The organism is Streptomyces sp. NPDC060002, assembly GCF_042737245.1.
In the GTDB taxonomy this organism is placed as follows: Bacteria; Actinomycetota; Actinomycetes; order Streptomycetales; family Streptomycetaceae; genus Streptomyces.
Genome location: NZ_JBHWUW010000007.1, coordinates 112,125 through 131,159 on the forward strand (window position 1 = coordinate 112,125; position 19,035 = coordinate 131,159).

At 72.4% G+C, this 19,035-nt stretch carries 14 protein-coding genes and 3 pseudogenes; 14 read left to right on the forward strand and 3 right to left on the reverse strand.

The window, feature by feature from the left end:
- The first annotated feature begins 1 nt into the window (after position 1).
- From ACFWBD_RS09420 to ACFWBD_RS09435, 4 genes are all read left to right on the forward strand, one after another.
- A complete protein-coding gene (locus tag ACFWBD_RS09420) occupies positions 2-547 on the forward strand; it encodes an adenylyltransferase/cytidyltransferase family protein (protein WP_385664962.1) in 546 nt (181 codons plus the stop codon).
- 86 nt (positions 548-633) lie between these two features.
- Complete coding sequence (locus ACFWBD_RS09425; RefSeq protein WP_385664965.1) at positions 634-1,479, forward strand: oxygenase MpaB family protein; 846 nt, start codon at positions 634-636, stop codon at positions 1,477-1,479.
- Between the two features lie 58 nt (positions 1,480-1,537).
- The gene (locus ACFWBD_RS09430; protein ID WP_385664968.1) at positions 1,538-3,772 is read left to right on the forward strand and encodes a tetratricopeptide repeat protein; all 2,235 of its coding nucleotides are present in this window, start codon (positions 1,538-1,540) and stop codon (positions 3,770-3,772) included.
- 46 nt (positions 3,773-3,818) lie between these two features.
- Positions 3,819-5,417, forward strand: coding sequence for a phytoene desaturase family protein (locus ACFWBD_RS09435; protein ID WP_385664970.1), 1,599 nt, complete (start codon positions 3,819-3,821; stop codon positions 5,415-5,417).
- A 12-nt stretch (positions 5,418-5,429) separates the two neighbouring features.
- Here ACFWBD_RS09435 and ACFWBD_RS09440 read toward each other — a convergent pair.
- Positions 5,430-5,567: pseudogene (locus tag ACFWBD_RS09440) on the reverse strand (SDR family oxidoreductase); the annotation flags it as partial.
- A gap of 32 nt (positions 5,568-5,599) precedes the next feature.
- Here ACFWBD_RS09440 and ACFWBD_RS09445 point away from each other — a divergent pair.
- The 4 genes and pseudogenes from ACFWBD_RS09445 to ACFWBD_RS09460 form a co-directional block, all read left to right on the forward strand.
- A pseudogene (locus ACFWBD_RS09445) lies at positions 5,600-5,698 on the forward strand (transcriptional regulator); the annotation flags it as partial.
- Between the two features lie 69 nt (positions 5,699-5,767).
- The gene (locus tag ACFWBD_RS09450; protein WP_385664973.1) at positions 5,768-6,877 is read left to right on the forward strand and encodes an NAD(P)H-dependent flavin oxidoreductase; all 1,110 of its coding nucleotides are present in this window, start codon (positions 5,768-5,770) and stop codon (positions 6,875-6,877) included.
- Positions 6,874-8,427: an acyl-CoA synthetase gene (locus tag ACFWBD_RS09455; RefSeq protein ID WP_385664975.1), complete on the forward strand. Its 1,554-nt coding sequence runs from the start codon at positions 6,874-6,876 to the stop codon at positions 8,425-8,427. Before ACFWBD_RS09450 ends, ACFWBD_RS09455 begins: the two co-directional genes overlap by 4 nt.
- A gap of 124 nt (positions 8,428-8,551) precedes the next feature.
- Entirely contained in the window at positions 8,552-10,048 is a 1,497-nt protein-coding gene (locus ACFWBD_RS09460; RefSeq protein WP_385664978.1) for an acyl-CoA synthetase, read from the forward strand.
- On the opposite strand, the pseudogene ACFWBD_RS09465 reads toward ACFWBD_RS09460, so the two are convergent.
- Positions 10,043-10,435 (reverse strand): annotated as a pseudogene (locus ACFWBD_RS09465) (phenylacetate--CoA ligase family protein); the annotation flags it as partial. The gene ACFWBD_RS09460 and the pseudogene ACFWBD_RS09465 sit on opposite strands and share 6 nt — an antisense overlap.
- A 203-nt stretch (positions 10,436-10,638) precedes the next feature.
- Between ACFWBD_RS09465 and ACFWBD_RS09470 the strand changes: the two are divergent.
- Together ACFWBD_RS09470 and ACFWBD_RS09475 are read left to right on the forward strand one after the other, a co-directional pair.
- On the forward strand, positions 10,639-11,508 hold the full coding sequence (locus tag ACFWBD_RS09470) for an alpha/beta fold hydrolase (RefSeq protein ID WP_385664980.1): 870 nt from the start codon (positions 10,639-10,641) through the stop codon (positions 11,506-11,508).
- A 44-nt stretch (positions 11,509-11,552) separates the two neighbouring features.
- Complete coding sequence (locus tag ACFWBD_RS09475) at positions 11,553-13,061, forward strand: esterase/lipase family protein (RefSeq protein ID WP_385664983.1); 1,509 nt, start codon at positions 11,553-11,555, stop codon at positions 13,059-13,061.
- Between the two features lie 12 nt (positions 13,062-13,073).
- Here ACFWBD_RS09475 and ACFWBD_RS09480 read toward each other — a convergent pair whose 3' ends face one another.
- Positions 13,074-14,678, reverse strand: a complete 1,605-nt coding sequence (locus ACFWBD_RS09480; RefSeq protein WP_385664986.1) for an acyl-CoA synthetase — start codon at positions 14,676-14,678, stop codon at positions 13,074-13,076.
- A gap of 174 nt (positions 14,679-14,852) precedes the next feature.
- Here ACFWBD_RS09480 and ACFWBD_RS09485 point away from each other — a divergent pair, with 174 nt between their 5' ends.
- From ACFWBD_RS09485 to ACFWBD_RS09500, 4 genes are all read left to right on the forward strand, one after another.
- Positions 14,853-15,653, forward strand: coding sequence for a crotonase/enoyl-CoA hydratase family protein (locus ACFWBD_RS09485; RefSeq protein ID WP_385664989.1), 801 nt, complete (start codon positions 14,853-14,855; stop codon positions 15,651-15,653).
- A 153-nt stretch (positions 15,654-15,806) separates the two neighbouring features.
- Positions 15,807-16,748: a Zn-ribbon domain-containing OB-fold protein gene (locus tag ACFWBD_RS09490; protein ID WP_385664992.1), complete on the forward strand. Its 942-nt coding sequence runs from the start codon at positions 15,807-15,809 to the stop codon at positions 16,746-16,748.
- A complete protein-coding gene (locus ACFWBD_RS09495) occupies positions 16,745-17,794 on the forward strand; it encodes a thiolase domain-containing protein (RefSeq protein WP_385664995.1) in 1,050 nt (349 codons plus the stop codon). The genes ACFWBD_RS09490 and ACFWBD_RS09495 overlap by 4 nt, the downstream gene beginning before the upstream one ends.
- On the forward strand, positions 17,791-18,957 hold the full coding sequence (locus tag ACFWBD_RS09500; protein ID WP_385664998.1) for a thiolase domain-containing protein: 1,167 nt from the start codon (positions 17,791-17,793) through the stop codon (positions 18,955-18,957). The genes ACFWBD_RS09495 and ACFWBD_RS09500 overlap by 4 nt, the downstream gene beginning before the upstream one ends.
- Positions 18,958-19,035 lie beyond the last annotated feature (78 nt).

Consider the following 19,035-nt stretch of genomic DNA (forward strand, 5'->3'; position numbering starts at 1 on the left):
GGTGCCGGAGGTCGCCGTCATCGGACGCTTTCAGCCCTTTCACTGGGGCCACTTCGAGTACGTGACGGAGGCCGGTCGGCACAGCCCTCGTCTCGTCGTGGGCATCACCAACCCTTCGCTGGAGCGGACCCGGCACACGGGAACCGACCCGCATCGCTCCAGCAGGGAGGCGAACCCGTTCACCTACGAGCAGCGTTCCGCGATGATTTCGACCACCCTGGCGCGGCTGGCTCCTCACCTCCGGCCGCGCATCGTGACCTGCGACCTGCGATCTCCCGCCACACTGCGATCCTCACTGGGCGCATGTGACCTTGTGGCACTCACCGTCTACGACGCCTGGGGGCGGGAGAAACAGGCTGTGGCCGAAGCTGCCGGATATGACGTCATGGTGCTCTGGCGGAGACCGGAGAAACTCGTCACAGGGACGGAGGTGCGTCGTCGATGGCGGAACTCTCTGCCATGGGACCACCTGGTCCCCTCCGGTACCACCGAGACAATTCGGTCACTGACCGGCTGGGTTTCCGAATCGTCCGACCAGGCGGAGTGAGACTCCGGCTGTCCTGCATGCGAACCGTCGAAACGAACACCGCGGTCGCCATGCGGTCAGCCTGGAATCCTGGTCATGCTGCCGGTATGGAGGCCGACCCGGGGTTGTTCCGCCCGCCCAGTGTGACCTGGCAGGTGCACGGCGATCCGATGATGTGGGTCGCCGGGGTCCGCGCGCTCTGTCTCCAGGCACTCCACCCGCGTGCCGTACGCGGGGTCATGCAGAACTCCGACTTCCGGCGCGACGCCTGGGGCCGGCTGATGCGCACCGCCGACTTCGTCGGGACCACGACGTACGGCACCACCGATGCCGCCGAGAAGGCCGGCGCCCGCGTCCGGAAGATCCATCGCATGCTGTCCGCGACCGATCCGGACACGGGGGAGCGGTACGGCGTCGACGAACCCGAGCTGCTGCTGTGGGTGCACTGCGCCGAGATCGACTCCTGCCTGCACGTCCTGCGCCGCTCCGGCTACCCCCTGACCGACGCCGCCGCCGACCGCTACCTCGCCGAACACCGCGTCAGCGCCCGCCTGGTGGGGCTCGACCCCGACGCCGTGCCCGCCGACCGGACCGACATGGACGCGTACTTCGAGAGAATGCGCCCGCAACTCGCCGCCGGGGCGGAGGCGCACGAGGTGGACGACTTCCTGCGGCGGCCGCCGGTCCACCCCCTGCTCGTCCCGGCGCGCGCCCTGCTGGGGCGGCGGGTGGCGCACCTGGCGTATGCCTCCCTGCCGCCCCACGCCCACCAGCTGTACGGCAGACGGGCCCCGGAACCCGCCACCGTCACCAGGCAGTTGCGCGCCATGGGCACCCTGCTGCGCTGCGTTCCCGCACGTCTGCGGTGGCAACTCCCGCCCAGACACATCCTGCGGGCCATGGCGAGGCTCGGGCCCGAAGCTCGCCCGGCCCCGTTCAAAGTCGGGCGATAGGACGCCATACTGGACCAGCCAGGAGAGGGCCGGAAAGCGACGGGGGCGGCGGCGCACTATGGCGGAGAGCAGGCTGATCCAGGGCCGGTACCGGCTGCTGGACCGGATCGGGCGCGGTGGCATGGGCGAGGTGTGGCGGGCCCGTGACGAGTCCCTCGGCCGGCAGGTGGCCGTGAAGTGCCTCAAACCGATCGCCCCGCACCACGACCCGTCCTCCGGGCGCGTCCTGCGGGAACGGTTCCGGCGTGAGGGCCGTGTCGCGGCCGGGCTCCAGCACCGCGGGGTGACGGTCGTCCACGACTTCGGCGACAGCGACGGTGTCCTGTTCCTGGTCATGGAGCTCCTCGACGGCAGCAACCTGTGCCAGTTGCTGGACGACAACGAGCGCCGGCCGCTGCCCGTCCCCGATGTCCTGGAGATCGCCGACCAGGTCGCCGGGGCCCTCGCCTACACGCACCGGCAGGGCATCGTGCACCGCGACCTGAAGCCCGCGAACATCGTGCGGCTCACCGACGGCACGGTGAAGATCTGCGACTTCGGCATCGCCCGCCTCGGCCACGACATCGGTTTCACCTCCCGCCTCACCGGCACCGGCATCGCCATGGGCACCCCGCACTACATGTCGCCGGAGCAGATCGGCGGGGAGGAGGTCGACCAGCGCAGCGACCTCTACTCGCTGGGCTGCGTGCTGTACGAGATGGCCACCGGGGCCCCGCCGTTCGACCTGGAGGACCCCTGGGCGATCCTCGTCGGCCACCGGGACACCCCGCCCCGGCCGCCGCGCGAACTCCGCCCCGACCTGCCCGAACACCTCGACCGGATCATCCTGGACCTGCTGGCGAAAAGGCCCGACCAGCGCCCCCAGGACGCCCGTGAGATCGTCCGGCGCATCGCCGCGGGCCGCACCGCACCGGCGTACGTGCCGACCCTGGTGACACCCCGGCCCGAGCCGCGACCGCCCGGGCCCGCCGGCCGCGAGCCGCGGCTGCCGTCCTGGACGCAGGGCATGACCACCGGTCACAAGGCCACCGGTGCCGCCGGACTGCGGGTCACGCCGCCGGACGCCGGGGCGGCCCTGACCGGCGAGTGGATCCCCCGGCCGGCGCTCGGCGCGGTCCCCGCCCCGCCGGCCCCGGACACGCCGTCCCCGCAGGCGCTCACCGCGCTCGCCGGACGGCACAGCGCCGGCCTCGGCCTGGGGCGGCTCGGCCGCTGGGCGGAGGCGGGGGAGGCGCACCGCGCCGTCGCCGCCGAACGCGCGCACCTGCTCGGCGCGGACCACCCCGAGACGCTCGCCAGCCGTTACGAGGTCGCCTTCACCCTGAGCCGCACCGGCCGCGCCGCCGACGCGCTGCGCGAGTACCAGGACGTGGCCGCCGCCCGCGCCCGGGTGCTCGGCGCCGACCACGCCGACACGCTCGCCACCCGGCAGGAGATGGCCTACGTGCTCGGCCGGCTGGGCCGCCACTTCGACGCCCACCAGGTGTACACCTCGGTCCTCGCCGCCCGGATACGCACGGCGGGCGCCGACCACCCCGACACCCTGCGCTGCCGCCACAACCTCGCCTTCAACCTCAGCAGGCTCGGCCGTCTGGAGGAGTCCCACCGGATGGCGAGCGAGGTGGCCGTCGCCCGCGCCCGCGTCCTGGGCGCCGCCCATCCGGACACCCTGGTCACCCGCTACGAAGTCGCCTACACCCTGGGGCAGTTGGGTCGCTGGCCGGAAGCCCTGCAGACCTACCGCGAGGTCGCCGCGGCCCGCGCGCAGTCCCTCGGCCCCGACCATCCCGACACCCTCGCCGCCCGCTACGAGACCGGCATCAGCCTGGGCCGCCTCGGCCGCGGGACGGAGGCGCTCCAGCTCTACCGCGACCTCGTGGACGACCGCACCCGCATCCACGGCCCGGCGCACCCCGAGACCCTGCGGGCCCGCCACGGCCTCGGCGTCAATCTCGGCCGGCTGGGCCGCTGGGAGGAGGCTCTCGCCGAGTCCCGGGACGTGTGCGCCATCCGTGAGCGCGTGCTCGGCGCGGACCACCCCGACACGCTGGTCAGCCGTCGCGAGGTCGCCGTAGGCCTGGGCTGGCTGGGCCGCTGGACCGACGCGCTGACCGAGTACCGGCGGGTGGCCGCGGCCCGCGAGCACGTGCTGGGCGCCGACCACCCCGACACCCTCGCCGGCCGCAACGACGAGGCCCACTGCCTGGAACGGCTCGGCCGGGGCCAGGAGGCGGTCGAGCTGTACCGGAGGGTGGCGGTGCTGCGGCAGCAGCGGGCGGCCGGCGGAGCGTAGCCCCCACCCCTTGGCCGACCTTGATCGGCTCGTGTTACGAAGAACCATGCCTGAACACGAGGGACACGCGGGACACGAGGATCACCGGAGACAGCGCGCCCATGACGTCGTCATCGTCGGCGGCGGCCACAACGGCCTGGTCGCCGCCGCCTACCTGGCCCGGGCCGGCCGGTCCGTGCTGGTGCTGGAACGGCTCGACCACACCGGCGGCGCCGCCGTCTCCACCCGCCCGTTCAGCGGCGTGGACGCCCGGCTGTCGCGCTACTCGTACCTGGTCAGCCTGCTGCCGCAGAAGATCGTGCGGGAGCTGGGGCTGGACTTCCGCGTCCAGGGCCGCACCATCTCCTCGTACACCCCGGTGGAGCGCGGCGGGCAGTCCACCGGCCTGCTCGTCGGCGGCGGCGAGGCACGCACCCGGGAGGCGTTCGCACGGCTGACCGGCGGCGAGCGCGAGTACGCGGCCTGGGAGCGCTTCTACGGCATGACCGGGCGCGTCGCCCGGCGGGTCTTCCCCACCCTCACCGAACCGCTGCCCACCCGGGACGAGCTGCGTCGGCGCGTCGACGACGAGGAGGCCTGGCGGACCCTGTTCGAGGAGCCCGTCGGCGTCGCCGTCGAGGAGCGCTTCACGGACGACCTGGTGCGCGGTGTGGTCCTGACCGACGCCCTCATCGGCACCTTCGCCGACGCCCACGACCCCTCCCTGAAGCAGAACCGCTGCTTCCTCTACCACGTGATCGGCGGCGGCACCGGCGCCTGGGACGTACCCGTGGGCGGGATGGGCGCCCTGACCGACGCCCTCGCCGGCGCCGCGCGGGCGGCGGGCGCCGTCCTGGCCACCGGGCACGAGGCCGTACGGATCGATACGGACGGCCGTACGGCGGAGGTCACCTACCGCACCGCCGACGGCGAGGGCGTCGCCACCGCCCGGCACGTCCTGGTGAACGCCTCCCCGCAGGCGCTCGCGGCCCTCACCGGCGACGAGCCGCCCACCCCCGCCGAAGGCGCCCAGCTCAAGGTGAACATGCTGCTCGAGCGTCTGCCCAGGCTGCGGGACAGCTCCGTCGACCCACGTGAGGCGTTCGCCGGCACCTTCCATATCGCCGAGGGCTACGAGCAGCTCGCCGCCGCGCACGCCCAGGCGGCCGCCGGTGAGCTGCCCGCCGCCCCGCCCTCCGAGATCTACTGCCACTCCCTGACCGACCCCACCATCCTCGGTCCGGACCTCGTGGCGCGGGGCTACCAGACGCTGACCCTGTTCGGCCTGCACACGCCCGCCCGGCTCTTCGAACGGGACAACGACGCCGTGCGCGAGGAACTCCTGAAGACGACCCTCGCCCAGCTGGAGGCCCACCTCGCCGAGCCCCTCGCCGACTGTCTGGCCACCGACGCCGACGGCCGCCCCTGCATCGAGGCGAGGACACCGCTGGACCTGGAACGCGACCTCGGGCTGCCCGGCGGCAACATCTTCCACCGCGACCTGGCCTGGCCCTACGCCCAGGAGGGCGCCGGCCGCTGGGGCGTGGAGACCCGGCACGCCAACGTGCTGCTGTGCGGCGCGGGCGCGGTGCGCGGGGGAGGGGTCAGCGGGGTGCCGGGACACAACGCGGCGATGGCGGTCCTCGAGGAGACGGCCGGCGGCTGAGCGGCCCCGGGATCAGGCCCGCATGCCCCCGTCGACCCGCAGGACCGTGCCCGTGACGTAGGACGCCCGGTCGCTCAGCAGCCAGGCCGCGGCCTGGGCGACCTCGTCCGGGCCGGCGGCGCGGCCCAGCGGGGTCACCGCCTTGAGCCGGGTCTGCGTGCGGGCCGCGAGGAGCACCCGGGCGCCTGGTCATCTACACGGCGGCCCCGGGCTCGCCGTCCGAGGAGGCGCTGCGGCTGCTGGCGGTGGCGGGCACCCAGCGGATGAACGTGCCCGGCTGAGGACAGTAAATCTGACGGAGTATCAGAAAGAGGCTTCCGTCGTCGCACCGGCTGCGGCATCCTGCGCCCATGCAGACGGAGCTGAGCAAGCAACTGGGAGTCGAGCACGCCGTCTTCGGCTTCACGCCGTTCCCCGCCGTCGCCGCGGCCATCAGCCGCGCCGGCGGCTTCGGTGTGCTCGGCGCGGTCCGCTACACCGCGCCCGACGACCTCAGACGCGACCTCGACTGGATCGAGGCGCATGTCGACGGCAAGCCGTACGGCCTCGACGTCGTCATGCCCGCGAAGAAGATCGAAGGCGTCACGGAGGCGGACGTCGAAGCGATGATCCCGCCGGCGCACCGGCAGTTCGTGCAGGACACCCTCGCCAAGTACGGCGTGCCCGAGCTGGCCGAGGGCGAGGCGTCCGGATGGCGGATCACCGGCTGGATGGAACAGGTCGCCCGCGGTCAGCTCGACGTCGCCTTCGACTACCCGATCCGGCTGCTGGCCAACGCCCTCGGATCCCCGCCCGCCGACGTCGTCGCCCACGCCCACGAACAGGGCGTGCTCGTCGCCGCCCTCGCCGGCAGCGCCCGGCATGCCCGCAAGCATCAGGACGGCGGCATCGACATCGTCGTCGCCCAGGGCTACGAGGCGGGTGGCCACACCGGCGAGATCGCCTCCATGGTGCTCACCCCCGAGGTCGTCGAGGCCGTCGACCCGCTGCCGGTCCTCGCCGCCGGCGGCATCGGCAGCGGGCAGCAGGCCGCCGCCGCCCTCGCGCTGGGCGCCCAGGGCGTCTGGCTCGGATCGGTCTGGCTGACCACCGCCGAGGCCGACCTGCACTCGGCGGCCCTCACCCGCAAACTCCTCGCGGCCGGCTCCGGCGACACGGTCCGCTCCCGTGCCCTCACCGGGAAACCCGCACGCCAGCTGCGTACCGAATGGACCGACGCCTGGGACGCCGACGACGGACCCGGCACCCTCCCCATGCCACTCCAGGGGCTGCTCGTCGCCGAGGCCGTCTCGCGCATCCAGAAGTACGAAATCGACCCCCTGCTCGGCACGCCCGTCGGCCAGATCGTCGGCCGGATGAACGACGTCCGCAGCGTCCAGGCCGTCTTCGACGACCTCACCCGCGGCTTCGAGCGGGCCGTGGACCGCGTCAACCGCATCGCCGGAAGGAGCGGCACATGACCAGCACGCCCCCCGCGGGTTTCTGGGCCCAGGCGACCGAGGATCCCGACCGCACGGTCCTGATCGCGCCGGACGGAGCGCGGTGGAGCGCCGGACGTCTGCACGCCGCCGCCAACCGGCTCGTGCACGGACTGCGCGCCGCCGGTCTGGAGCGCGGCGACGCCTTCGCCGTCGTGCTGCCCAACTCGGCCGAGTTCTTCACCGCCCACCTCGCCGCCACCCAGGCCGGTTTCTACCTCGTCCCGGTCAACCACCATCTGGTGGGCCCCGAGATCGCCTGGATCGTCTCCGACTCCGGAGCCAAGGTCCTCCTGGCCCACGAGCGGTTCGCCGACCAGGCGCGCCGGGCCGCCGACGAGGCGGGTCTCCCCGGCACCCACCGGTACGCCGTCGGCGAGGTCGAGGGCTTCCGGCCGTACGCCGAACTCCTCGACGGACAACCGGAGTCGCCGCCCGCCGGCCGCACCCTCGGCTGGGTCATGAACTACACCTCGGGCACGACCGGCCGCCCGCGCGGCATCCGGCGCCCGCTGCCCGGCAAGCTGCCCGAAGAGGCGTACCTCGGCGGATTCCTCGGCATCTTCGGCGTCCGGCCGTTCGACGACAACGTCCATCTCGTCTGCTCGCCGCTCTACCACACGGCGGTGCTCCAGTTCGCGGGCGCGTCCCTGCACATCGGCCACCCACTGGTCCTGATGGACAAGTGGACGCCCGAGGAGATGCTCCGTCTCATCGACACCCACCGGTGCACGCACACCCATATGGTCCCGACCCAGTTCCACCGGCTGCTGGCCCTCCCGGCGGACGTCCGGGCGCGCCACGACGTGTCGTCCATGCGGCACGCCATCCACGGTGCCGCGCCCTGCCCCGACCATGTGAAGCGGGCGATGATCGACTGGTGGGGCACCTGTGTGGAGGAGTACTACGCGGCCAGCGAGGGCGGCGGTGCCTTCGCCACGGCCGAGGACTGGCTGAAGAAGCCCGGCACGGTCGGCAGGGCCTGGCCCATCAGCGAACTGGCGATCTTCGACGACGACGGCGACCGCCTGCCGCCCGGCGAACTCGGCACCGTGTACATGAAGATGACGACCGGCGGCTTCGCCTACCACAAGGACGACGACAAGACGAGGAAGAACCGCATCGGCGACTTCTTCACCGTCGGCGACCTCGGCGTGCTCGACGAGGACGGCTACCTCTTCCTGCGCGACCGCAAGATCGACCTGATCATCTCGGGCGGCGTCAACATCTACCCCGCCGAGATCGAGTCCGCGCTGCTCGCCCACCCCGCCGTCGCCGACGCCGCCGCCTTCGGCATCCCGCACGACGACTGGGGCGAGGAGGTGAAGGCCGTGGTCGAACCGGCCCCCGGCCGCGAGCCCGGACCCGACCTCGCCGCCGCCCTCCTCGACCACTGCGCCGAACGGCTGGCCGGCTACAAGCGTCCCAAGAGCATCGACTTCATCACCGAGATGCCCCGCGACCCCAACGGCAAGCTCTACAAGCGGCGGCTGCGGGAGCCGTACTGGGAGGGGCGGACGCGACCCGTGTGAGCGGGGCCCGGCAGACGCGTGTGCCGCTCCTTCCCCGGAGGGAGCGGCAGCACGACGGTCCGGCCGGCATCCCGGGCCGCCGGCGACTTGACCCGCCCCGGCCGCCGCCCGAGGATCATGAGTCATGACGCCCGGACATGGCAGCACGGTCGACGGGGTGCTGCGGCGCAGCGCCCGCCGCACCCCGGCACGCGTCGCGGTGGAGTACCGCGACCGCACCTGGACCTACGAGGAACTCGACGAGGCCGTCTCGCGCGCGGCGAGCGTCCTGCTCGGCGAGGGTCTCGTCCCCGGCGACCGGGTCGGCGCCTACGGCCACAACTCCGACGCCTACCTCGTCGCGTTCCTCGCCTGCGCCCGCGCGGGCCTGGTGCACGTCCCCGTCAACCAGAACCTGACCGGCGAGGACCTGGCGTACATCGTCCGCCAGTCGGGCAGCGCACTGGTCCTCACCGACCCGGAGCTGGCCGGACGGCTCCCCGCCGGCACACGCACGCTGGCGCTGCGGGACGCCGACGACTCACTCCTCGCCCGGCTGCCCGCGACCCCCGCGTACGACGGACCCGAGCCGCGCTCCGAGGACCTGGTGCAGCTGCTCTACACCTCGGGCACCACGGCGCTGCCCAAGGGCGCGATGATGACCCACCGCGCCCTGGTGCACGAGTACCTGAGCGCGATCACCGCCCTCGACCTGAGCGCCGGCGACCGTCCCGCGCACTCCCTCCCGCTGTACCACTCGGCGCAGCTGCACGTGTTCCTGCTGCCGTACCTCGCGGTCGGCGCCACGAACATCGTCCTGGACGCGCCCGACGGCGACCGTCTCTTCGACCTGATCGAGGCGGACCGCGTCGACAGCCTCTTCGCCCCGCCGACCGTGTGGATCGGCCTGGCCAACCGCCCCGACTTCACGACCCGTGACCTGAGCGGGCTGCGCAAGGCGTACTACGGGGCGTCGATCATGCCGGTGCCCGTCCTGGAGCGGCTGCGCGAACGTCTGCCCGGGCTGGGTTTCTACAACTGCTTCGGCCAGAGCGAGATCGGCCCGCTCGCCACCGTCCTCGCCCCCGACGAGCACAAGGGCCGGCTGGACTCCTGCGGGCGCCAGGTCCTGTTCGTGGACGCCCGGGTCGTCGACGAGAACGGCAAGGACGTCCCCGACGGCACGGCCGGCGAAATCGTCTACCGTTCCCCGCAGTTGTGCGAGGGCTACTGGGACAAGCCGGAGGAGACGGCCGCCGCCTTCCGCGACGGCTGGTTCCACTCCGGCGACCTCGCCGTGCGCGACGCCCACGGCTACTTCACGATCGTCGACCGGGTGAAGGACGTCATCAACTCCGGTGGTGTCCTGGTCGCTTCCCGTCAGGTCGAGGACGCGCTGTACACCCATGCCGCCGTCGCCGAGGCGGCCGTGATCGGCCTGCCCGACGAGAAGTGGATCGAGGCGATCACGGCCGTGGTCGTCCCGCGCGGCGAGGTCACCGAGGAGGAACTCGTCGCCCACGCCCGCGAGAACCTCCCCCACTTCAAGGCGCCGAAGCGGGTGTTGTTCGTGGACGAGCTGCCGCGCAACGCCAGCGGCAAGATCCTCAAGCGGGAGCTGCGCGAACGGTTCGCCTCATGACTCCCGCAGGTCCACGATCCGCCTGATCTTGCCCACCGACGGCTCCAGCGACTCCGGATCGACGATCTCGACGGCGACCGACACGCCGATCCCGTCCTTCACGGCCGCCGCGATGGTGTGCGCGGCCGTGTCGCGGTCCTCGCGGGTCGCGTCGGGCCGGGCCTCCGCGCGGACCGTGAGGGCGTCGAGGCGGCTCTCACGGGTCAGCCGGAGCTGGAAGTGGGGCGCCACGCCAGGGGTGCGCAGCACGATCTCCTCGATCTGGGTGGGGAAGAGGTTCACCCCGCGCAGGATGACCATGTCGTCGCTGCGCCCGGTCACCTTCCGCGTTCGCCGGAAGACGCGCGCCGTGCCCGGCAGCAGCCGGCTCAGGTCCCGGGTGCGGTAACCCTTCTCCCTCGTCACGTCACCCTCGTCGAACCATGCCGATCCGGCCATAGAACCATGCCGATACGGGCGACCGATCATTCGGTCGATCTTCCTCGGGATCAGTAATCCAGGCCGGCCGGCCACAGGCAAGAGGGCGGCCGTGACTTTCGCCCGGCGAAACCGCGTTGCGGACCGGTCCGGCCCGCGTCGAGGATCGGGGCATGCCGACCTTCACCGCCCCGGACGGGACCGAGCTCGCCTACCACGTGCGGGGCGAGGGCGAGCCGCTCGTCGTACTGCCCGGCGGCCCCCTGCGCGCCTCCGCCTACCTCGGCGACCTCGGCGGTCTCGCCGCCCACCGCCGGCTGATCCTCCTCGACCTGCGCGGCACCGGCGACTCCGCCGTCCCGGCGGACCCGGCGACGTACCGCTGCGACCGGCAGGTCGACGACGTCGAGGCGCTGCGCGTCCGCCTCGGACACGAGCGGATCGACGTGCTCGCCCACTCGGCGGGCGGCAGCCTCGCGCTGCTGTACGCGGCCCGGTACCCGCACCGGGTGTCCCGGCTCGCGCTGATCACCGCCACGCCATGGGCCCTGGGCCGGCCGGCCACGGCCGAGGACCGGCTGACGGCGGCTCGGCTGCGCACGGCCGAACCCTGGTTCGCGACGGCGTACCCGGCGTTCGAGGCCTGGCTCGCGGGCGGGGGCGATCCGGACTGGGCAGTCGTCGGCGCCTTCTTCTACGGCCGGTGGGACGACGCTGCGCGCGCCCACGACGCCGCCGCGGACGAGCAGACCAACTCCGCGGCCGAGAACGGGTTCCTGGACCCGGAGGCCTTCGATCCGCCCGCCCTGCGGGCCGCCCTCGCGGGCCTGACCGCCCCGGTCCTGGTGCTCGCCGGAGAGCTGGACGGCGGGCCCCGGCCCGATCTCGCCCGGCTCCTCGCGGACGCCTTCCCGAACGCCGAGTTCGCCGTACAGCCCGGCGCCGGCCACTACCCGTGGCTGGACGACCCGGAGTGGTTCGCCGGACGCACCGGAGCCTTCCTCGACGGCACACCGGTCGCCGGTTCGGTGCCGCCCGCCTAAACTGAGGGTGCCTCCACCAGGGAACTCGAGCCGCGGAGTGGGCCATGCCCGACCAGCCGAAGCTCCCCATCGTGTACGTGAGGGGATACGCGGGCGACACCTCGGGAATCAACAGTGCCGTCCAGGACCCCTTCTACGGCTTCAACGAGGGTTCGACGCATGTGCGCGTCGGACCGGACGACAAGCCCGCGTTCCACCAGTTCGAGAGCCCGTTGCTGCGGCTGCATCTCGACGAGGGGTACCAGATCCTGGTGCGGGGCGGCCAGGAGACGTACCTGGACACCCATGACGAGATCCCGTCCGACAGCATCTGGATCCACCGCTTCTACGACGCCTCCGCGAGCACCTGGAGCACGAGCCCCAGGAAGTTCCGCCTGGAGGACGCGGCCGAGGACCTGCTCCGCCTAGTCCGGCGGCTCAAGGAGAAGAGCGGCGCGGCGCGGGTCCACCTCGTGGCCCACTCCATGGGCGGCCTCGTCTGCCGCTGCCTGCTCCAGAAGATCCTCCCCGAGCTGGGCGAGGACCCGGCGGACCACGTGGACAAGTTCTTCACCTACGGCACCCCGCACGGAGGCATCGCCTTCGACCTCGGATCCGGTCTCCTCGAGCGGCTGATGGGCGCCACCGGCATCAAAGGCGCCGACGTCTTCGCTCCCCGGCGCATGTACGAGTACCTCACGCCCGACTCCCTGCGGGAGGACGGCGGCCCGCCGGAGAACTGGGACCCGCGGGAGATACCCGAGGGCGGATTCCCCCCGCACAGGGTCTTCTGTCTGGTGGGCACGGATCCCACCGACTACGACGTCGCCCACGGCCTGTCCGCGCGTGCAGTCGGCGCTCGCAGCGACGGGCTCGTGCAGATCGACAACGCCCAGGTTCCCCACGCGCACCGGGCGTTCGTCCACCGCAGCCACAGCGGGCGCTACGGACTCGTCAACTCCGAGGAGGGCTACCAGAACCTCCAGCGCTTCCTCTTCGGCGACCTGCGGGTCCAGGCCGAACTGGTCGGCCTCCGGCTGCCCCTCGAGGGCGGCGGCACCAGCTGGCAGGCCGAGGTGCGGCTGGCCGTGCGCGGGCTGCCCAGCGTGATGCACGAACAACTGGCCGCCCACTGGTGCCCCATCCAGCTGCCGGAGCCGCACGGCGACGGCACGGCCGCCGGGCCCGTCCCGCTGGCCACGGCATTCCTCAACAGCAAGGCGCCCCGGCCCCCGGAGACTCCCACGCTGCGTTACGCGCTGCACTTGCGGATCCTGTCCCTGCGGGAACGGGACGGAATCCTGCGCTTCACCGACCACCTCGAACAGACCGCGGACTTCGCCGACATCCTCGTCGTCGACGTCGGCTCCGCCGAGCCGGGCCCGGGAGTCTGGGCCGTCTGGAACTCGGACCTCCCCGGCGCCATCTGGGAGCACCGGCCCACCGGCACCCCGTGCGGCGACGAAGACCCCCGCAGCGGCGTCTGGCTGGCCCACATCCCCGTCCCCGTGACGGCGGCGCCGATCCTGGGCGAGGGAGCGAGCATCCGGCTGACGGTCACGCCCTGGGGCTGACGCCCGGCCGGGTCAACGGTCCTCGGCGACCGCCACCTCCCGCGCCCACCGGTAGTCCGCCTTCCCGCTCGGCGAGCGGCGGATGGACTCCGTGACCACCAGCTGACGCGGGATCTTGTAGCCGGCGAGCCGGGAGCGGCAATGGTGCTGGATCTCCTCCAGCGAGGGCTGCGCGGCACCGCCGCGCACCTGCACGACCGCCGCCACATGGTTGCCCCACGTCGGGTCCGGCACCCCGGCCACCAGGGCGTCGTACACGTCCGGATGCGACTTCAGCGCCTGCTCGACCTCCTCGGGGTACACCTTCTCGCCCCCGGTGTTGATGCACTGCGAGCCACGTCCGAGGACCACGACCACGCCGTCCTCGTCGACGGTGGCCATGTCGCCCAGCAGCACCCAGCGTTCGCCGTCCTTGCGGAAGAAGGTCTCGGCCGTCTTCGCCGGGTCGTTGTAGTAGCCGAGCGGTACGTGACCGCGCTGGGCGACCCGCCCGACCTCGCCCGCGGCGACCGGTTCGTGGGTGGCTGGATCGACCACCTGCGTACGGGAGTTGACCCGGACCCGGAAGCCGCGCTCGGGCCCCGAGTCCTCCGTCGCGGTGCCGTTGAACCCGGACTCCGAGGAGCCGAAGTTGTTCAGCAGCATCGCGTTGGGCATCAGCGCCCGGAACTGGCGGCGGACGGTGTCCGACATGATCGCACCGGACGAGGACACGCTGAACACCGACGAGCAGTCGGTGCCCCTCAGCGGGCCCTCGAGCGCGTCGATCAACGGCCGCAGCATCGCGTCGCCCACCAGGGAGATACTGGTGACCTTCTCCTTCTCGATCGTCCTCAACACCTCCTCGGGGACGAACTTGCGGTGTATCACGACCCGTTGACCGAAGTTGAAGCCGATGAAGGCGGTGAGGGTGGAGGTGCCGTGCATCAGCGGCGGGGTGGGGAAGAAGGTGATCCCGGTGCCGCCGGCCGCGACCCGCTCGGCGATCTCCTCCGGCTTCTTCACCGGTTCACCGGTCGGTGAACCGCCGCCCAGCCCCGCGAAGAACAGGTCCTCCTGACGCCACATCACTCCCTTGGGCAGGCCGGTCGTGCCGCCGGTGTAGATGATGAACTGGTCGTCGCCCGAGCGGTCGGGGAACCCGCGCCCGGGGGAGCCGCTCGCCTCGGCGTCCGCGAAGGAGGTGATGTCCGCGCCCGGCGGACCCACCCGTATCAGGTGCCGCAGCGCGGGCGTCTGCGGCAGCGCGGCCGCCACCCGGTCCGTGAACTCCGCGTCGAAGACGAGCGCCACCAGGTCCGCGTCCCGGTAGAGGTAGACCAACTCCTCTTCTACATAACGGTAGTTGACGTTGACCGGAACGATCCGCGCCTTGAGGCAGCCCAGCACCGTCTGGAGGTACTCGACGCCGTTGTACAGATGCAGGCCGAGATGCTCGCCGGGGCGGATCCCGCTGTCGAGAAGGTGGTGACCGACGCGGTTGGCCGCGGCGTCCAGCTCCGCGTACGTCAGACGGCTTTCCGCGCCCGTGCCGGGGTGGTCGACGTACACGAGCGCCTCACGGTCCGCCGCCACGTCGACGACCGACTCGAACAGGTCGGCAAGGTTGTACTCCACCGCTCCTCCTGACCGGGGGGCCTGGTTCTCCGACGGTTCGTCGGTCATCTGAGCAAAGGGGACGGCAAGTGGGAAGGGCTCGCGCCAATAAATCTGACTGACTGTCAGAAAACCCTTGAACTGCCATCACGCCTCCTGCAACCTGTTCTCGTTCTTTCCGAGGGGAGATCTGCGATGAGCGGCACCGAACACCTCACCGTGCGCCGCGAAGGCGCCACACTCGTACTCACGCTCAACAGACCGGAGGCCAGGAACGCGCTCTCGATCGCCATGCTCGTCGGCCTGTACGACGGCTGGCTCGAGGCCGACGCGGACGACTCGATCCGCTCGGTCGTCTTCACCGGCGCGGGCGGCTCCTTCTGTGCCGGCATGGACCTCAAGGCCCTCGCCGGCCGCGGCATGGAGGGCGAGCGGCACCGCGACCGGCTCAAGGCCGACCCCGACCTGCACTGGAAGGCGATGCTGCGCCACCACCGCCCCCGCAAGCCGGTGATCGCCGCCGTAGAGGGGTACTGCGTGGCGGGCGGCACCGAGATGCTCCAGGGCACCGACATCCGCGTCGCGGGCGAGTCCGCCACCTTCGGCCTCTTCGAGGTGAAACGCGGCCTCTTCCCGATCGGCGGCTCGACGGTCCGCCTGCCACGCCAGATCCCGCGCACCCACGCCCTGGAGATGCTGCTCACCGGCCGGCCCTACACCGCCCGCGAGGCCGCGGCCGTCGGCCTCATCGGCCATGTCGTCCCCGACGGCACCGCCCTGGAGAAGGCCCTGGAGATCGCCGAACGCGTCAACGCCTGCGCGCCACTCGCCGTGGAGGCCGTGAAAGCGTCCGTCTACGAGGCCGCCGAGTTGACCGAGGCCGACGGGCTCGCCGCCGAACTCGTCAAGGGATGGCCGGTGTTCGACACGGACGATGCGAAGGAAGGCGCCCGCGCCTTCGCGGAGAAGCGGGCGCCGGTCTACCGGCGTGCGTGACGCTCCGCGGGCTGACCGGGCGGGGAGACGCCGCTCGCCGGCTGCGGGCCGCCGTGGGCTGGTCCCGCAGTTCCCCGCGCCCCTTACGGGGCCCGCCCTCATCGATGTCCCGGCCCGGCCGCAGCATGCCGAAATCCCAAGGAGGCAGCCCCGATGCCCGAAGTTCTCAAAGCACCCCTCGTCGTCGAGTTTCCGTTCACCCGGTCTCTCGGGCCCGTCCAGAGCGCCTTTCTCACCGGCCTGCGCGAGCGGGTCGTCCTCGGGGTGACGGCCACCGACGGCCGCACCCTCGTCCCGCCCGTCGAGTACGACCCCGTCACCGCCGACGACCTGCGCGACCTGGTCGAGGTCGCCCCCACCGGCACCGTCACCACCTGGGCCTGGAACCACGCGCCCCGCCGCGGACAGCCCCTCGCCACCCCCTTCGCCTGGGTCCTGGTCCGCCTCGACGGCGCCGACACCGCCCTCCTGCACGCCCTCGACGCCCCCGGCCCCGACGCCGTCCACACCGGAACGCGCGTCCGGATCCGCTGGGCCGAGGAACGCACCGGCGCCATCACCGACATCGCCTGCTTCGAGCCCCACGGCGGCGAACCGGCCGAACTCACGGGCAGCACCGGTGAGTTCGCGGACCCGGTTTCCGGCATCGTCGCCGCCGCCCGGCTCGACTACACCTACTCGCCCGGCCGGGCCCAGACCGCGTACATCAACTCCCTCGCCGACCGCAGGACCGTCGGCGAACGCTGCCCGTCCTGCCGCAAGGTGTACGTCCCGCCGCGCGGGGCCTGCCCCACCTGCGGCGTCCCGACCGCCGAGCAGGTCGAGGTCGGACCGCGCGGCACCGTCACCACCTTCTGCATCGTCAACATCAAGGCGAAGAACCTCGACATCGAGGTGCCCTACGTGTACGCCCACATCGCCCTCGACGGCGCCGACCTCGCGCTGCACGCCCGCATCGGCGGCATCGCCTACGACCAGGTGCGCATGGGCCTGCGCGTCGAACCCGTGTGGACGGACGGCGCCCGCTACCCCGACCACTACCGGCCGACCGGCGAACCCGACGCGGACTACGACGTCTACAAGGAGCTGCTGTGACCCGGGACATCGCGGTGGTGGCCTTCGCGCAGACCGACGTCCGGCGCACCACCGACGAGCTCTCCGAGGTCGAGATGCTCATGCCGGTCCTGCACAGCGTCCTGGACCGGACCGGCCTCAAGACCGCCGACATCGGCTTCACCTGCTCCGGCTCCAGCGACTACCTCGCCGGCCGGGCCTTCTCCTTCACCCTCGCCCTCGACGGCGTCGGCGCCTGGCCGCCCATCTCGGAGTCCCATGTCGAGATGGACGGCGCCTGGGCGCTGTACGAGGCGTGGACCAAGCTGCTCACCGGCGACGCCGACACCGCGCTCGTCTACTCCTACGGCAAGTCCTCGCCCGGCTCCCTGCGCGACGTGCTCACCCGTCAACTCGACCCGTACTACGTCGCCCCGCTGTGGCCCGACTCCGTCGCCCTCGCCGCCCTCCAGGCCCAGGCCCTGATCGACGCGGGCGACACCGACGAGAGCGGCCTCGCCGCGATCGGTGCCCGCAGCCGCCGGGTCGCGACCCTCAACTCCCTTGCCCAGTCGCGTGGTTCGATCCCCCAGGGGGACTACGTCGTACAGCCGCTGCGCACCGGCGACTGCCCGCCCGTCGGCGACGGCGCCGCCGCCGTGATCCTCGCGGCCGGGGAGCGGGCCCGCGAGCTGTGCTCCCGGCCCGCCTGGATCCGGGGCATCGACCACCGGATCGAGGCCCACTCGCTCGGCGTGCGCGACCTGACCGACTCGCCCTCCACCCGCCTGGCCGCCGAACGGGCAGGCGCCTTCGAACGGCCCGTCGACACCGCCGAACTGCACGCCCCGTTCAGCGCGCAGGAGGTCGTCCTGCGCAAGGCGCTGCGGCTCGACGACAGCGTGCGGGTGAACCTGTCCGGCGGCGCCCTCGCCGCCAACCCGATGATGGCCGCCGGCCTCATCCGCGTCGGCGAGGCCGCCGCCCGGATCCACCGGGGCGAGTCCGACCGCGCCCTCGCCCACGCCACCTCAGGACCGTGTCTCCAGCAGAACCTGGTCGCCGTACTCGAAGGGGAACCGCGATGAGCAAGGAGCCCGTGGCCGTCGTCGGGATCGGCCAGACCAAGCACGTCGCGGCACGTCGGGACGTGTCGATCGCCGGGCTCGTCCGCGAGGCCGCCCGACGCGCCCTCGAGGACGCCGAGCTGACGTGGGCCGACATCGACGCCGTCGTCATCGGCAAGGCCCCCGACTTCTTCGAGGGCGTCATGATGCCCGAGCTCTACCTCGCCGACGCGCTCGGCGCGGTCGGCAAGCCGATGCTGCGGGTGCACACGGCCGGCTCCGTCGGCGGGTCCACCGCCCTCGTCGCCGCGGGCCTCGTCGCGGCCCGCGTCCACGGCACCGTGCTGACCCTCGCCTTCGAGAAACAGTCCGAGTCCAACGCCATGTGGGGACTGTCCCTGCCGGTCCCCTTCCAGCAGCCGCTGCTCGCCGGGGCGGGCGGCTTCTTCGCGCCGCACGTGCGCGCGTACATGCGGCGCAGCGGCGCCCCCGACACCGTCGGCTCGCTGGTGGCGTACAAGGACCGGCGCAACGCGCTGAAGAACCCCTACGCCCACCTGCACGAGCACGACATCACGCTGGAGAAGGTCCAGGCCTCGCCCATGCTCTGGGACCCGATCCGCTACTCGGAGACCTGCCCCTCCTCCGACGGCGCCTGCGCGATGATCCTCACCGACCGGGCCGGAGCCGCCCGCGCGCCCCGGCGGCCCGCCTGGATGCTCGGTGGCGCGATGCGCAGCGAACCGACCCTGTTCGCCGGCAAGGACGCCGTGTCGCCGCGGGCAGGCCAGGACTGCGCCGCCGACGTCTACCGGCAGGCCGGTGTCACCGACCCGCGCCGGGACATCGACGCCGTCGAGATGTACGTACCGTTCTCCTGGTACGAGCCCATGTGGCTGGAGAACCTCGGCTTCGCCGAGGAGGGCGAGGGCTGGAAGCTGACCGAGGCCGGGGTGACGGAGCTCGACGGCGACCTGCCCGTGAACATGTCGGGCGGCGTCCTGTCCACCAACCCCATCGGCGCCTCCGGCATGATCCGCTTCGCGGAGGCGGCGCTCCAGGTGCGCGGCCAGGCCGGTGACCACCAGGTGGAGCGGGCCGGCAAGGTCCTCGGGCACGCCTATGGCGGCGGCTCGCAGTTCTTCTCCATGTGGCTCGTGGGAGCGCGGCCACCGGAGTCCTGAAAGGTCCCGCTCACGTGCTCTGTCGGGGTCCCGAACCGATCGCTAGGCTGGCCCGCGGACGACGAACCGGGAGGAGCA